Origin of the sequence: Anaeromyxobacter sp. PSR-1 (assembly GCF_000964525.1) — a bacterium.
Lineage (GTDB): Bacteria > Myxococcota > Myxococcia > Myxococcales > Anaeromyxobacteraceae > Anaeromyxobacter.
In genome coordinates this window covers 15,724-29,267 of the sequence record NZ_BAZG01000038.1, presented here as the reverse complement: position 1 = coordinate 29,267, position 13,544 = coordinate 15,724, and the positions used below count along the sequence as shown (strand labels likewise).

Sequence of the window (13,544 nt, the reverse complement as noted above, 5' to 3'; positions counted from 1 at the left end):
CCCAGTCGGCGTGCGCCACCGCCACCACCGGCACCGCCGCCAGCTCCCGATCCGCCTGGAACGCGCGCAGCGACTCTCCCCCGTCCGGCCCGCTCGCGTGCAGCACGACCGCGTCGGGCGCGAACCGCGCCGCCGCGGCCCCGGCCGCGAACCCCGGGGCGGCCTGCTCCACCGCGTACCCCGCCACCGCGAGCTGCCGCGCCGTCCCCTCCCGCGCCGGGCCGGGCTCGGCGACCACCAGCACCTTGCGCCGCGCCGGCGCCGCGCCGGACAGCTCGTCGGGCACCGGCATCCCGTGCCGGAGCATGAACGCGGCCAGCTCCTCGCGCGCGATGCGCCGGTGGCCGCCGGGCGTCCGGTGCGCCTTGAGGCGCCGGGCCTCGATCCAGTTCACCACCGTGGGTAGCGAGACGCCGAGGAGGCGGGCCGCCTCGAACGTCGTGTAGAAGCCGGGCATGCGCCGCAAGTCTAGACGTCCGGTCATCGTTCGTGAACGGTCAGCGAGCGAAGCGAGCCAGCCGGGGCGGCGGCGCGGAAGCGGCGCAGCCGCTCGCGCCGGCGCAAGGGACCCGGCGAGCCGGGTGGGGCCCTACCGAGCTCCGCTCGGTGGGGCGGGGCGCAGCCCCGTCAGATCGTCCCGCGCGCCGTCCCGCGACGCGGGCCTGCAACGTCCCGGCAGGGAATGCTAAGGAGAGCGCATGGCTGCTCCCACCTACCTGCTCGGCGCGGTGCAGATGACCTCCACGGCGGACCGGTCCCGGAATCTCGAGACCGCGGTCCGGCTGGTGAACGAGGCGGCGGACCTGGGCGCGAGGCTGATCGGCCTGCCCGAGAACTTCGCGTACATGGGGCCCGAGGAGGGCCGCCGGGCCGGCGCCGAGACGCTGGAAGGCCCCACGGTGAAGGCCCTCAGCGAGGTGGCGCGGCGGCGCGGCGTGTATGTGCTGGCCGGGTCGATCGCGGAGAAGGTGGACGACCCGGGCAAGACCGCCAACACGAGCGTGCTCATCGCGGACGACGGCCGGGTGGCGGCGGCGTACCGCAAGATCCACCTGTTCGACGTCTCCATCCCCGACGGCGCGCGCTACGCCGAGTCCGAGGTGGTGGTGCCGGGCGACAAGGTCGTGATCGCGCCCACGCCGCTCGGGCGGATCGGGCTCACCGTCTGCTACGACCTGCGCTTCCCCGAGCTGTACCGGAAGCTGGCCGCGCTCGGCGCCGAGGTGATCACCATCCCGGCCGCGTTCACGCTGTTCACCGGCAAGGACCACTGGGAGGTCCTGCTCCGCGCCCGCGCCATCGAGAACCTGGCGTACGTGATGGCGCCGGCGCAGGTGGGCCGCCACTCCGCCAGCCGGCAGACCTTCGGCAACGCGATGATCGTGGACCCGTGGGGCGTGGTGCTCGCCCGCTGCCCGGACGGCGAGGGCGTGTGCGTGGCCCCGTTCCGCCGCGAGCGGCTGGAGCAGGTGCGCCAGGAGCTCCCGGCGCTGAAGCACCGGAAGCTGTAGCGGACGCCTGGAGAGACCGCTTCACGACCCCGCTCACCCCGAGCGGTAGCCCGGCACGGCTCGCAGTTCGACAGGCTCACTGCGAGCGGACTCGCAGGCGGGCGGAGTCGAGGGGCCGCGCGGACCTAAAACACGAACATCAGGCCCCCGGCCATCGCCAGGTCCTTGTTCGACAGGTCCCAGCTCTTCTTCGAGCCGAAGTCGTCCACCTTCGCCTGCGTGACGTCGAAGAACAGGTAGGTGTGGTTGATGCCGGTCTCGCGGTCGAGGTCGCGGGCGCTGCCCGGGTCGATGACGTCGAGCAGCAGCGCCACGCCGGCGGTCCAGGACCAGCCGTTGGTGGCGCCGGACTCGACCGACTTGCCGCGGCCGTCGGTCACCCACCAGTTGTAGCGCTCCGCAGCCAGGCGCGCGTAGGGCGCGAGCGGGATGTGCCACTGCTCGGCCATCCAGTCGAAGCGGTAGGTGAGCGTGAGGCTGGTGGGGATGATGTTGAAGGTGGTCTTGTCGCCGGACCGCACCGGGGTGCCGGAGACGTCCACGATGCCCTTGCCCGAGCGCCGGAAGTAGCCGCTCCGGAAGCCGCCCTCCACCACGCCCACGCCGGAGTAGAGCGCGTAGCCGAAGCCGGCGCGGAACATCCAGCCCTTCCCGCCGCCGAACACCTGCTCGTACGGCCCGGGCTTCGCGAAGCCGGAGTCCACGTCGGGCGTGTAGTTGCCGGCGCCGAGCTCGATCGAGCCGCGCTTCGGCGAGGGCTGCGCGCGCGCGGCCCCCGGGGCGGCGAGGAGCGCCGCCGCGGCCAGCGCCGCGAGCGTCAGGGTGGCGGACCGCATCACGGCTTCCTCCTGCGCAGCGCGGCCAGCGCGGCGGCGCCGATCATGGCGAGCGCGCCGGTGCCGCCCGCGCCGCAGCCGCCGGAGTCGGTGCCGCCCCGCGCCTTGTACTGCTCCCAGAAGTCGGAGACCGGCACGGGCGTGCCGCTCACCGCGCCGGACGGGGTGCTGGGGTTGCCCGCCTCGGTGTATGCGACCACCTGGACGTCGTAGGTGACGCCGTTGGTGAGACCGTCGAGGCGCAGGCTCGTCCCGGTGAGCCGGCGCGAGTAGACGGTGGCGGTGGTCCCGGTCGGCGTGGCCAGGACCTGGTACTCGTACGTCCTCTCGGCGCCGTCGGGCCCGTCGTTCCAGCTCACGTTGAGCGCGTTCTCGCCGGGCGTCACCCGGACATTCACCGGGGTGGCGGGCGTGGCGGTGCTGAGCGTCACCTGGCCCTGCGCGAAGCCGCGCCGCGTGCCGCCCGAGTCGTACCAGTGCACGCAGATGTAGATCGTCTTCGCCTCGACCGTGCAGGCCTGCTGCCCCACCGCGTTCACGATCGCGACCGGGTCGAACGCCTCCGGCGTGAGCACGGACGCGTCGTCGGCGATGAGGCTGCGGATCTCGGCGGACTGGATGCCGTTCGTCGTGTCGTCGCTCTCGGCGCAGTAACCCTGGTTCGTGCCGCTGGTGGTGTACGCGCCCGCGCTGGACGCGAAGACGTGGTACCGGCCGCCGGTGGAGAACGTGCCGCTCTTCACCTGGATCTGCCAGATGAGCTCGAGCTGCCTCGGATCCGCGCCGGTGCACTGCGCGGCGTTGATGTACCTGTCTTCGGGCTCCTGGCTGGCCTTCACCTGGCCCGCGGTCGGGTTGATCTGGGCGGTCGCCAGCAAGGGCGCGGCGAGGAGGGCGGCGGCGAGGATCGCGCGTCTCATGACGCGCGGATTGTGCAAGTGGAGCGCCACCCGGGCAAGCGGACGATCGCGAGGGGCGGCGCGCGGTTGCGCCGCCTCGGCCCGTGGCAGGACGCCCCGGACCGCCAAATTGGCAAAGGCTCCGCGGCCCTGCCGGCGAGGCTGACAAAATGGCAGCGCGCTACAGCAGCGCGGCCAGCCGCTCCAGGATCTGCACCAGGTTCGTGGCGGCGCCCTTGCGCAGCTCGTCCGACACCACCACCAGCTCGAGCCCGTGCTCCTGCGAGCGGTCGTCGCGGACGCGGCCGACCAGCACCGCGTCGTCGTTCACCGCCAGCATCGGCATCGGGTAGACGCCCTCCGCGGTCGCGTCGAGCACCTTCACGCCGGGCGAACGGCGCAGGAGATCGCGGGCCGCCGCGGCGGGGAGCGCCCGCGCGGTGGCGGCGTTCACCACCGCCGCCTGGCCGTAGAACACCGGCACGCGCACCGCGGTGGCGGCGACGCGCAGCCCGGGCGCGCCGAGCACCTTGCGCAGCTCGGCGCCGAGCCCTTCCTCCGCGTCGGTGCGGCCGTCCTCCAGGAACGCGCCCACCTGCGGCACCAGGTTGAACGCCAGCCGGTGGGGCACCGCGCCGCCCGGCTCGGGCTCTCGCCCGTTCATGAGGTCCATCGCCTCGCGCTCGAGCTGCTGGACCGCGCGGTGGCCCGCCGAGGCCGCCGGCTCGAGCGTGGTCGCCACCACCCGCTCCAGCCCCGCCGCCGCGTGCAGCGGCCCGAGCACGACCGACAGCGCCGCCGCGGCGCCGCCCGGGCTCGCCACCACCCCGCGCGCGCGGAAGCCGTCCACCGCCGCGCCGTTCACCTCCGGCACCACCAGCGGCACGTCCGGCTCCAGCCGGAACGCGGGCGAGGCGTCCACCACCGCGCAGCCCTCCGCCCAGGCGCGCGGCGCCCACTCCCGCGCCACCTCTGCCGGCGCGCAGAAGATCGCCGCGTCCACGCCGCGGAACGCGCCCTCGGCCGGCGCCGCCACCGGCAGCTCGGCCCCGGCGTGCTCGAGGCGCGTGCCGGCGGAGCGCGCCGAGGCGAGCAGCGTCAGGCGCGAGAGCGGCAGGCTGGACTCGCCCAGCGCGTCGAGCACCGCGCGGCCGACCAGGCCGGTGGCGCCGACGAGGGCGACGGAGATGGGCTTCGACATGGCGGCGTTCCTCCGGGGACGGGGGGCGGAACCTAGCGGCCCGCCGCGCGGCCGGCAAGCGGCGCTACCGCGCGAGCAGGTCCGCGAGCGCGGCGTCCAGGTCCGGGAAGCGGAAGCGGTAGCCCAGCTCGAGCGCGCGGCGCGGCACCACCCGCTGGCTCGCCAGGACCACCTCGGCCATCTCGCCGACGGCGAGCCGGACGGCCAGCTCGGGCGTGCGCACGAGCGCGGGGCGGTGCAGCACGCGCCCCACCGCCCGCGCCAGGTCGCGGTTCCGCGCCGGCGCGGGCGCGGCGGCGTTGAGCGGCCCGGCGGCGCGCGCGTCCTCGAGCGCGAGGAGCACGAGGCCGACCTCGTCGTCGAGGTGGATCCACGGCTGCCAGAAGTCGCCGCGCCCGAGCGGCCCGCCCGCGAGCAGCCGGAACGGCTGCACCAGCCGCGGCAGCGCCCCGCCCTCGCGCGCGAGCACGATGCCGGTGCGCAGCCAGGTCACGCGGGCGCGCGCCTCCGCCGGCCGCGCCGCCGCCTCCCACGCCTGGCTCACCTCGGCCAGGAACCCCTCCCCCGGCCCCGCGCCCTCGTCGAGCACCTCGTCGCCGCGCGCGCCGTAGAAGCCGACCGCGCTCCCCGACACGAGCACCCGCGGGCCGCCCGCCCGGATCACCGCGGCGATGCGCTCGGTGGAGAGGACCCGGCTGTCGCGGATGCGCCGCTTCTTCTCCGCGGTCCAGCGCCCCTCCACCGGCTCGCCGGCGAGGTGCACGCAGGCGTCGCAGCCGGCCAGCGCCTCCTCCCAGGCCCCCGGCGACGCCGGGTCGCCCTCCAGCACCCGCACGCCCGGCGGCAGGGCGGCCCGCGCGGCGGAGCGGGTGAGCGCGGAGACGGCGTGGCCGCGGGCGAGGAGCGCCGCCGCGGCCGGCCGCCCGATGAGCCCGGTGGCGCCGGTGAGGAAGACGTGCATGCGGAGATTCTAGACGGCGGGACGGGCCGGTGGCCCGCCGCCACGCGGGGCGCCCGCGTGCCTCACCCCAGCAGCTGCGCCGCCACGTTCGCGCCGGGGACGTGCGCCAGGAAGTGGACGAGCGCGAGGAGCCCGCCGGCGAGCGCGGCGTAGGCGATCCCCCACGCGGCGATCTGCCGCGGCGACATGGGCGCGGCGCGGGCCGCCTTCTCCAGCCGGTCCAGGCCGCGCAGCCACATGGCCTCGGAGGGCGAGCCGAGCGGCGGCCCGACCACCGCGCGCAGGTAGCGGAAGTGCTCGGGGCCGAAGCGCGCGCGCTCGGGCAGGAGCCGCAGCGCCCGGCCGCCGGCGCGCGACTGCGCCTCGCCCATCAGCTCCATCGCGCCGAGCAGCGCCACCAGCCAGACCAGCCCGTACCCGAGCGCGCTCCCCACCGCGACCGCGCCGCCGAGGCCGAGCACGGTGAGCGCCAGGCCGAGCGACGACGAGAACGAGTACGCGAGCGCCTGCATGAGGCGGCCGCCGTCGAGCGGCGACACCGGGATGAGGTTGAACAGGTTGATGACGGCCCACCACGACGCCACCGCGGCGAACATCGGCTCGCGCGTCCACAGCCACAGGCCGGCCGGCACCAGCGCGAAGACCGAGCCCCAGATCGGCCCGGAGAGCGCCACGTAGGCCTGCTGCCAGCGCGAGGTGAACGCGTCCTCGGTGACCGCGACCGCGCCGAGGAACGGCACGAAGTACATGCCGCGCACCTGCATGCCGGTGCGGCGCATGGCGTGGACGTGGCCGTACTCGTGCACGAACAGCTGCAGCAGGAGCGCGAGCGCGAACTTCCAGGAGAAGATGACGCCGTACGCGGCGGCCGAGGCGGCCGCCCAGCCGACGTTGGCGGTCTTGAGCGCCTTGAGCGCCGTGCCGCCCAGCTTCGCGAGGACGCCCAGGAACCCGACGCTCGCGCGCCGCGGCTCGCCGGAGCGCGCGGACGCCGGGGCCGCGCCTGGCTCGGGCACCGGCTCGGGCGGCGGCGCGAGCAGGCCCTGGGGCAGCGCGAACCAGGCCGGCGCCCGCTGGACCACGAGCGCGAGCAGCAGGGGCGCGTCGCGGAGGTCGGTCACCTCGACGTCGTCGCCGTCGAGGCCGCGCACCGGGGCGCAGGGCGGCGCGCCGGCGAGGTCGGCGAACGCGAACGAGCGGCCGCGCGCGTCGGCCACGATGGCGTAGCGCTGCGGCGGGCCGACCGGGCGCGGGCTCTGCCCGAACCCGACCCGCAGGTCGGACCAGCGGGCGTCGAGGCCGTCCTCGCGGCCGAGCACGCGCAGCCCCTCCTCGCTCGCCACCGCGCGCAGGCCGGTGACCTGGCGGACGCCGAGCGCGACCGCCGCGGCGGCGCCGCCGAACAGGGCCGCGAGCACCGGCGGGATGCCGGCCAGCAGGCCGACCATCGCGCCGCCCACCGCGCCCAGCAGGAGGGACGGGAGCACGGCGCGTGCGGCGGGACGGAAGACGGCGGGTTCCATGGCGATCACCGGGAGCCGGCGGGGGGCGCGCGCGGTTCAGGGCCGCTGCGCGCCGGGCCCGAGGCCGTGGGGAAACTTGAGCTCCGCCTCGCTGGCGCGGACGTAGTGCGGCTCGAGCGCGAACAGCGCCTGCGCGTCGTACGGGCGGGTGAGGAGCGCGGGGGCGGCGAGCGCCGCGATCGCGGCGGCCGGCGGGGCGACCGGGGCGCCGGCGAGGCGGGCCAGCCGGCCCTCGAGCGCCGGCGCGAACGCGGCCAGGCCCTCGCCGAACGCGAGCGCGCCCGCGCCGCCGGGCAGCGCCGCGACGCGGTCGAGGAGCGCGCCGGGGGCGAGCGCGGCGTCCGGGGCCACCGGCTCCACCGCGCCGCGCGAGACGCGGTAGAAGCCGGCGTACACCTCGCCCTTCTTCGCGTCGAGGAGCGGCACGAGCAGCGCGCCCTCCGGCGCGGTGGGGACCGCGCCGAGCGCGAGCGCCGCCAGGCTCGACGCGCCGGCGATGGGCCGCCGGTTCGCGTAGGCGAGCCCCTTCCACGTGGCGAGGCCGATGCGCAGGCCGGTGAACGAGCCGGGGCCGATGCCGATGGCGTACCCCTCGACGTCGGGGAGCGTCAGCCCCTCGGCGACGAGCAGGTCGGTGAGCGCCGAGGGGAGGCGCGCGCCGTGCCCGCCGGTCCGGCCCGGCGCGGGCTTGCTCACCGCGTGCTCGGTGCGCTCGCAGCGGACGCGCGGCGGCCCGCCGGCCGGGTCGAGGTCGACGAGGGCGCAGGACAGCGTGAGGGTGGCGGTGTCGAGGGCGGCGACGAGCACGGGCCGTTCTACTCCATCGGCCGCATGAGGCGCACGATGTCGTTCTTGAACACGAACAGCATGAGCGTGAACAGCAGCACGATGCCGACGATGTTCGCGAGCTCGCGGGTCCGCACCGAGAGCGGCCGGCGCGTGACGCCCTCCAGCGCCGCCTGCGCGATGTGGCCGCCGTCGAGCACCGGGATGGGCAGCAGGTTCATCAGGCCGAGGTTCACGCTGATGAGCGCCATCTTGAACAGGAACGAGCCCCAGCCCTCCTCCGCCGCCTCGGAGGCGATGGAGAACAGCATGATGGGCCCGCCCACCGTCTTGAAGCTGATGTCGCCGGTGACGATGCGGACGATGCCGAGCACCGTCAGCCGCACCACCTCGTGGAGCTGCCGCCAGGCGAGCTGGAACGCCTCCACCGCGCCGCGCGCGAGCGGCACCTGCTCGGCCAGCAGCGCGAGCGGATCCACCGCGTCGCGCTGATCCGGCTGGAAGCCCAGCACGAGGCGCTGCGCCGGCTCGCCGGTGATCTCGTCGCGGTAGGTCTCGTTCGCCGGCACGAGCGCCACGGTGCGGCCGTCGAGGAGCCCGAGCTGCACCGGCGTCCCGGCCTTCAGGAAGTCGCGCCCGAACGCGTTCACGTCCCGCAGGAACGAGCGGACCGGCTTGCCGTTCACCGAGGCGATGGCGTCGCCGCGGCGCAGGCCCGCCTTCTCGGCCGGGCTGCCCGGGACCACCGTGGCGATGAAGGTGGACACCGCCGGATCCGCCGGCGCGAAGGTCCGCTCGCCGGCGGCGCAGGTGGGCACCTGCGGGAGCGAGACCGCGCGGTGGTCGGCGAGCGCGACGCCCGGGAGCGTCCGCGGCGACTCCCGCACCACCTCGAGGTCGATGGGGCCGCAGCGCGCCGCGGCCACGGCGCGCTCCAGGTCGCCCGCGTGGCGCACCGGCTTCCCGCCGGCGGAGATCACGAGGTCGAAGGGCTCGAGCGGGCCGGCGAGGCCGGGCCGCACCGGCGCCACCACCGCGCTCGGGTAGGTCGGCGTCACGCCGATCACGCCGCGCCGGGTGGACTCGATGGGGTTCGACTCCTGCTCGCTCGCCGGGGTGATGGTGAGCGCCCGCTCCTCGCCGTCGCGCTCCACCCGGAAGGTGAGCGGCTCGCCGGGGTGCGGCGACACGAGGTCGCGCAGGTCGGAGAAGTAGCGGACGGGATCGGCCGGCTGGCCGGGCGCGGCGACGCTCAGGATGCGATCGCCGGGCTGCAGACCCGCCTCCGCGGCGGGGGTCCCCGGCGCGACGGTGCCGACCACCGGGCCGGGCGCGGGCTGGCCGTTCTGGGCGAGCGCGAGCGCGATGTAGATGACGCCGGGGAAGATCAGGTTCGCGGCCGGGCCGGCCACCGCGATGAGCAGGCGCTTCCACGGCCGCTGCTCCAGGAAGCCGCGGCCCGCGTCCTCCGGGGCCAGCGACTCGGAGGGATCGTCGCCGGCCATCTTCACGTAGCCGCCCAGCGGCAGGAGCGCGATCCGGTACTCGGTCTCGCCGCGCTGCACCCCGAACAGCCGGGGCCCGAAGCCGATCGAGAAGCGGACGACCTTCACGCCCATGAGCTTCGCGACCACGAAGTGGCCCAGCTCGTGGACGAAGATGAGCCCCCCGAGGAGGAGGACGATGGATCCGATCTTCAGGAGGAGGTCCGGCATTCTTTTTTACTTAGCACCGGGGAGGCGAAGACGCTCGCCTGCCCCGTCGGCGGGGGAGTGGGCGGGGCGGATCGCCCCGCGCGCCCTATCGCCCGGCCGGAGCGTGCGCCAGCGCGCCGACGCGCTTCTCGGCCTCCCGGCGGCCGTGCTCGCTCGCGGCGAGCGCCTGCTCCACCGAGCGCACCGGCTCCACCACGTGCGCCTCGAGCACGTCGGCGCAGACGTCGGCGATCTGCGTGAAGCTGCAGCGGCGCGCCAGGAACGCGGCCACGGCGGCCTCGTCGGCGCCGGAGAGCACCGCCGGCGCGGTGCCGCCCAGCTCGAGCGCGCGGTACGCCAGCGTGTAGGCGGGGAAGCGCGCCGGGTCGGGCGGCTCGAAGGTGAGCTTGCCGAGCCGTCCCAGGTCGAGCGGCGGCAGGTCGAGCGGCATGCGCTCCGGGTGACCCATCGCGTAGCTGATCGGCCCGCGCATGTCGGAGATCCCGAGCTGCGCCACGATGGAGCCGTCCACGTACTCGACCATCGAGTGCACCACCGACTCCGGGTGCACCACGATGTCGATGCGCTGCTGCTCCACCCCGAACAGCCAGCGGGCCTCGATGACCTCGAGCCCCTTGTTCATCAGGGTGGCGGAGTCGATGGTGATCTTGTCGCCCATCGACCAGTTCGGGTGCTTGAGGGCGCGCTCGGGCGTGACCGCCGCCAGCTCCGCCGCGGGCGTGCAGCGCAGCGGCCCGCCGGACGCGGTGAGGATGAGCCGCCGCACCTCGCCGCGGTTGTGGCCGACGAGCGACTGGTGGATGGCGCTGTGCTCGGAGTCCACCGGAAGGATGGCGACGCCCTTCGCCGCGGCGCGGGCCATGAGCAGCTCGCCCGCGAGCACCATCGACTCCTTGTTCGCGAGCCCCACCGGCTTGCCCGCCTCGATGGCCGCCGCGGTGGAGCGGAGCCCGGCGCCGCCGGAGATGGCCGCCAGCACGAACGCCGCGTCGGGGTGGCTCGCGACCGCCACCGCGCCCGCCTCGCCGGAGAGCACCTCGGTGCCGGGGGGCGCCTCGGCGCGGACGGCGCGGGCGGCGGCCTCGTCGCAGACCGAGACCACCCGCGGGCGGAAGCGCCGGATCTGCTCGAGCAGCCGCGGCGCGTTGCGCCCGGCGGCGAGGCCCACCACCTCGAAGCGGTCGGGGAAGCGCCCCACCACGTCCAGCGCCTGGACGCCGATGGAGCCGGTGGACCCGAGGATGGCGACGCGCTTCACGGGCTCCTCTCTACCACGCCGGCCGGCGCCGCGCCGCCGCGTCCCGGGCACCTACCGGGCCTGGAGGACGTGCGCCACCGCGTACACCCAGGGAGACACGAACAGGAGCGCGTCGATGCGGTCGAGCAGGCCGCCGTGGCCCGGGATGATCTTGCCCGAGTCCTTCACCCCCGCGGCGCGCTTCACCATCGACTCGGCCAGGTCGCCGAGCGGCCCGAGCACCGCGCCGCCCACGCCGATGAGCACGGCGTGGCCGACCGACAGCTCCGCGCCGAGCGCGGGCAGGAGCGCCCGGGTGACGAGCGCCCCGGCGATCGAGCCCACCGCGCCGCCCGCGAACCCCTCCCAGGTCTTCTTGGGCGAGATGCGCTCGTACATCTTGTGCTTCCCGAACGCGTGGCCGGCGAAGTAGGCGAACGTGTCGTTCCCCCACGTCACCACGAACGCCAGGATCACCCACTCCACCCCGAAGCGCAGCCGCAGCGCGACCACCGAGGCGAGCAGGACGCCGCAGTAGAGCCAGGAGAGCGACACCGCGGCGAGCGAGCGGGGGATCTCCTCGAGCGGCCCGCGGCGGAACAGGTAGAGCGTGAACAGCGCGACGGTGGCGCCGGCCAGCGCGAGCCAGGTCCAGCCCGGCATCAGCTCGCCGCCCTGCCCGAACGCGGCGGCGAGCGGGATGGCCCCGCCGACCGCGATCCCGAACGCCTCGGCCAGGCCCAGCCCGGCGAACATGAGGATGAGCTCGCTCGACGCCACCGCGCCGGCGCCGGCGGCGAGCAGCGCGAACGGCAGGCCGCCGAGGATGGTGATCCACACCGCCAGGGGGAACAGCACCACCGCCGACGCGACGCGCAGGCGCAGGTTCTGGCGGTTCTTCGGGTCGAGGGCGCCCATCGCGGCCGGTCACCCGCGCTCGGGGCGCGCGACCTGGGCGCCGGTGAGGCCGAACCGGCGCTGCCGGCCCTGGAAGTCCGCGATGGCCTCGAACAGCGCCGCGTCGCGGAAGTCGGGCCAGAGCACCTCGGAGAAGTACAGCTCGGCGTAGGCGCACTGCCACAGCAGGAAGTTGGAGATGCGGCGCTCGCCGCTGGTGCGCACCAGCAGGTCCAGCTCGGGCAGCCCGCGCGTCCACAGCGCGGCCTCGAGGTCGTCGGCGTCGAGCGCCGGGCCGCGCGCGGCGGCGGCGGCGCGGGCGGCGTGGACGAGCTCCTGCCGGCCGCCGTAGGAGAGCGCGAGCGTGAGCACCATCCGGTCGTTCCCGGCCGTCTCGGCGCGCGCCGCGTCCAGCCGCTCGCGCACGAAGTCCGGCAGGCGGTCCAGCTCGCCGATGGCGTTCAGCCGGATGCCGTTCTGCATCATCTCGGCGCGCTCGCTCTCGAGGTAGTCGGCGAGCAGCTGCATGAGCGCGCCCACCTCCTCGTCCGGGCGCGCCCAGTTCTCGGAGCTGAAGGCGTACAGCGTGAGCGCCTCGAGCCCGACCCGGCGCGCGGCCCGGGTCACCGCCCGGACGGCCTCCGAGCCCTCCCGGTGACCGGCCACCCGCGGGAGGCCCCGGTTCTCGGCCCAGCGTCCGTTTCCGTCCATGATGATGGCGACGTGGCGCGGCAGGGGGCGTGCGCGCACGCGTGCCTCGAGCTGTTCGACCGTGGGGTCCGCCATCGCGCGCGCTTATAGCACGGCGCGGCACAGGGGCGAGCCCGGACGGGCGGGGGGTCGGGGGCGCGGTTTGACCCCTGCGACGCCGGCCCCTTATGCTCGATCGGTGCCCCCGCACCGCGTCGGCTCGTACGAGATCGTCTCCGTCGTCGGACGCGGCGGGATCGGCACCGTCTACCGGGCGCGCCACCTGGAGACCGGCGAGCTGGCCGCGGTGAAGGTGCTCGGGCCCGCACCGGCGGTGGATGCGACCGCCGCCCGGCGGCTGGCGCGCGAGTACGAGGTGCTGCGCACCCTGGATCATCCCAACGTGGTGCGCGTCTTCGACGCGGGGGTCACCGAGGGCTACTCGTACCTGGCCATGGAGCTGGTGGAGGGGCTCGACCTGCGCGCGTACCTGTCGCCCGCCCTCGACGCCGACGCCTGCCTGGCCACCGACCCGGAGCCGTTCGCGCTGGACGCCATCACCGGCTCCACCGGCGAGCCCGGGCCGGACGCGATCCGCGCGCTCGCCGCCATGATGGACGAGCCCGAGACCGAGGAGGTGGGCGTGCTCGCGCCGCGCCCGGCCAGCGGTGACGACGAGGACCTGGCCGCCTGCGCGCGCATCGCGCCGCTCTCGGAGGAGCAGCGCGCCGCGCTGAACCGCCCGGTGCGCGTGGCGCGGATGCGCGGGGTGCTGGAGCAGGTGGTGGACGCGCTCGAGTACGTGCACGGCCGCGGCCTGGTGCACCGCGACCTGAAGCCGTCCAACGTGATGGTGGACGACACGCGGCGCGCGCGGCTCATGGACTTCGGGCTGGTGAAGCTGGAGGCGGAGCGGGACGTGGACGACGCGCTCACCCAGGCCGGGCGCATCGTCGGGACCTACCGCTACATGTCGCCCGAGCAGGCGCAGGGGCACCCGGTGGACGCGCGCAGCGACCTCTACAGCCTGGGCGTGATCCTCTACGAGCTGCTCGCCGGCGTGCCGCCGTTCTCGGCGCGCGACCCGGTGGCGCTGTGGCACGAGATCCTCGACCTGCCGCCCCCGCCGTTCGCCGAGGTGAACCCGGGCGCGGACCCGGCGCTGGCGCGGCTCGCGCTGCACCTGCTGGAGAAGGACCCGGCGCGGCGGCCGCAGTCGGCGGCCGAGGTGCGGCGGGCGCTCGCCGCCCGCTGAGCGCGCTGACGGACGCGCGCGGTACCCTCCGAG

The 13,544-nt window shown here is 75.7% G+C and carries 13 protein-coding genes; 2 read left to right on the top strand and 11 right to left on the bottom strand.

Features of this window, described 5'->3' with window-relative positions; all coding sequences use genetic code 11:
- Positions 1 to 457: helix-turn-helix domain-containing protein (locus tag PSR1_RS08630; RefSeq protein ID WP_059437202.1), on the bottom strand; the 457-nt coding region annotated here is incomplete at its 3' end.
- 241 nt (positions 458 to 698) lie between these two features.
- On the opposite strand from PSR1_RS08630, the gene PSR1_RS08625 reads away from it, so the two are divergent.
- Complete coding sequence (locus tag PSR1_RS08625; protein WP_059437201.1) at positions 699 to 1,511, top strand: carbon-nitrogen hydrolase family protein; 813 nt, start codon at positions 699 to 701, stop codon at positions 1,509 to 1,511.
- 125 nt (positions 1,512 to 1,636) lie between these two features.
- Here the strand turns inward: PSR1_RS08625 and PSR1_RS08620 are convergent, their stop codons facing one another.
- From PSR1_RS08620 to uppS, 10 genes are all read right to left on the bottom strand, one after another.
- The gene (locus PSR1_RS08620) at positions 1,637 to 2,347 is read right to left on the bottom strand and encodes an MXAN_2562 family outer membrane beta-barrel protein (protein ID WP_059437200.1); all 711 of its coding nucleotides are present in this window, start codon (positions 2,345 to 2,347) and stop codon (positions 1,637 to 1,639) included.
- Positions 2,347 to 3,267 carry a fibronectin type III domain-containing protein gene (locus tag PSR1_RS08615; protein WP_059437199.1) on the bottom strand — a complete coding sequence of 307 codons (921 nt, stop codon included), beginning with the start codon at positions 3,265 to 3,267 and terminating at the stop codon, positions 2,347 to 2,349. The genes PSR1_RS08620 and PSR1_RS08615 overlap by 1 nt, the downstream gene beginning before the upstream one ends.
- A 160-nt stretch (positions 3,268 to 3,427) precedes the next feature.
- Positions 3,428 to 4,447, bottom strand: a complete 1,020-nt coding sequence (locus tag PSR1_RS08610) for an aspartate-semialdehyde dehydrogenase (RefSeq protein WP_059437198.1) — start codon at positions 4,445 to 4,447, stop codon at positions 3,428 to 3,430.
- Positions 4,448 to 4,511: 64 nt separating this feature from the next.
- Entirely contained in the window at positions 4,512 to 5,408 is an 897-nt protein-coding gene (locus PSR1_RS08605) for a TIGR01777 family oxidoreductase (protein WP_059437197.1), read from the bottom strand.
- A 62-nt stretch (positions 5,409 to 5,470) separates the two neighbouring features.
- Entirely contained in the window at positions 5,471 to 6,931 is a 1,461-nt protein-coding gene (locus PSR1_RS08600) for a metalloprotease (protein WP_059437196.1), read from the bottom strand.
- Positions 6,932 to 6,967: 36 nt separating this feature from the next.
- On the bottom strand, positions 6,968 to 7,738 hold the full coding sequence (tsaB, locus tag PSR1_RS08595) for a tRNA (adenosine(37)-N6)-threonylcarbamoyltransferase complex dimerization subunit type 1 TsaB (RefSeq protein WP_059437195.1): 771 nt from the start codon (positions 7,736 to 7,738) through the stop codon (positions 6,968 to 6,970).
- An 8-nt stretch (positions 7,739 to 7,746) separates the two neighbouring features.
- Complete coding sequence (locus PSR1_RS08590) at positions 7,747 to 9,432, bottom strand: site-2 protease family protein (RefSeq protein ID WP_059437194.1); 1,686 nt, start codon at positions 9,430 to 9,432, stop codon at positions 7,747 to 7,749.
- Positions 9,433 to 9,517: 85 nt separating this feature from the next.
- Positions 9,518 to 10,690, bottom strand: coding sequence for a 1-deoxy-D-xylulose-5-phosphate reductoisomerase (dxr, locus tag PSR1_RS08585; protein ID WP_059437193.1), 1,173 nt, complete (start codon positions 10,688 to 10,690; stop codon positions 9,518 to 9,520).
- Between the two features lie 51 nt (positions 10,691 to 10,741).
- Positions 10,742 to 11,587, bottom strand: a complete 846-nt coding sequence (locus PSR1_RS08580; protein ID WP_059437192.1) for a phosphatidate cytidylyltransferase — start codon at positions 11,585 to 11,587, stop codon at positions 10,742 to 10,744.
- A 9-nt stretch (positions 11,588 to 11,596) separates the two neighbouring features.
- Entirely contained in the window at positions 11,597 to 12,352 is a 756-nt protein-coding gene (gene uppS / locus PSR1_RS08575) for a polyprenyl diphosphate synthase (protein ID WP_059437191.1), read from the bottom strand.
- A gap of 103 nt (positions 12,353 to 12,455) precedes the next feature.
- Between uppS and PSR1_RS08570 the strand changes: the two genes are divergently transcribed.
- Positions 12,456 to 13,511 carry a serine/threonine-protein kinase gene (locus tag PSR1_RS08570; protein ID WP_082100177.1) on the top strand — a complete coding sequence of 352 codons (1,056 nt, stop codon included), beginning with the start codon at positions 12,456 to 12,458 and terminating at the stop codon, positions 13,509 to 13,511.
- The last annotated feature ends 33 nt before the right edge of the window (positions 13,512 to 13,544 follow it).

Coding starts and splice junctions, on each gene's coding strand:
- PSR1_RS08620 (WP_059437200.1), bottom strand. CDS start 2,347: ATGCGGTCCGCCACCCTGACGCTCGCGGCGCTGGCCGCGGCGGCGCTC.
- PSR1_RS08610 (WP_059437198.1), bottom strand. CDS start 4,447: ATGTCGAAGCCCATCTCCGTCGCCCTCGTCGGCGCCACCGGCCTGGTC.
- PSR1_RS08590 (WP_059437194.1), bottom strand. CDS start 9,432: ATGCCGGACCTCCTCCTGAAGATCGGATCCATCGTCCTCCTCCTCGGG.
- PSR1_RS08580 (WP_059437192.1), bottom strand. CDS start 11,587: ATGGGCGCCCTCGACCCGAAGAACCGCCAGAACCTGCGCCTGCGCGTC.
- PSR1_RS08600 (WP_059437196.1), bottom strand. CDS start 6,931: ATGGAACCCGCCGTCTTCCGTCCCGCCGCACGCGCCGTGCTCCCGTCC.
- PSR1_RS08615 (WP_059437199.1), bottom strand. CDS start 3,267: ATGAGACGCGCGATCCTCGCCGCCGCCCTCCTCGCCGCGCCCTTGCTG.
- PSR1_RS08625 (WP_059437201.1), top strand. CDS start 699: ATGGCTGCTCCCACCTACCTGCTCGGCGCGGTGCAGATGACCTCCACG.
- PSR1_RS08605 (WP_059437197.1), bottom strand. CDS start 5,408: ATGCACGTCTTCCTCACCGGCGCCACCGGGCTCATCGGGCGGCCGGCC.
- uppS (WP_059437191.1), bottom strand. CDS start 12,352: ATGGCGGACCCCACGGTCGAACAGCTCGAGGCACGCGTGCGCGCACGC.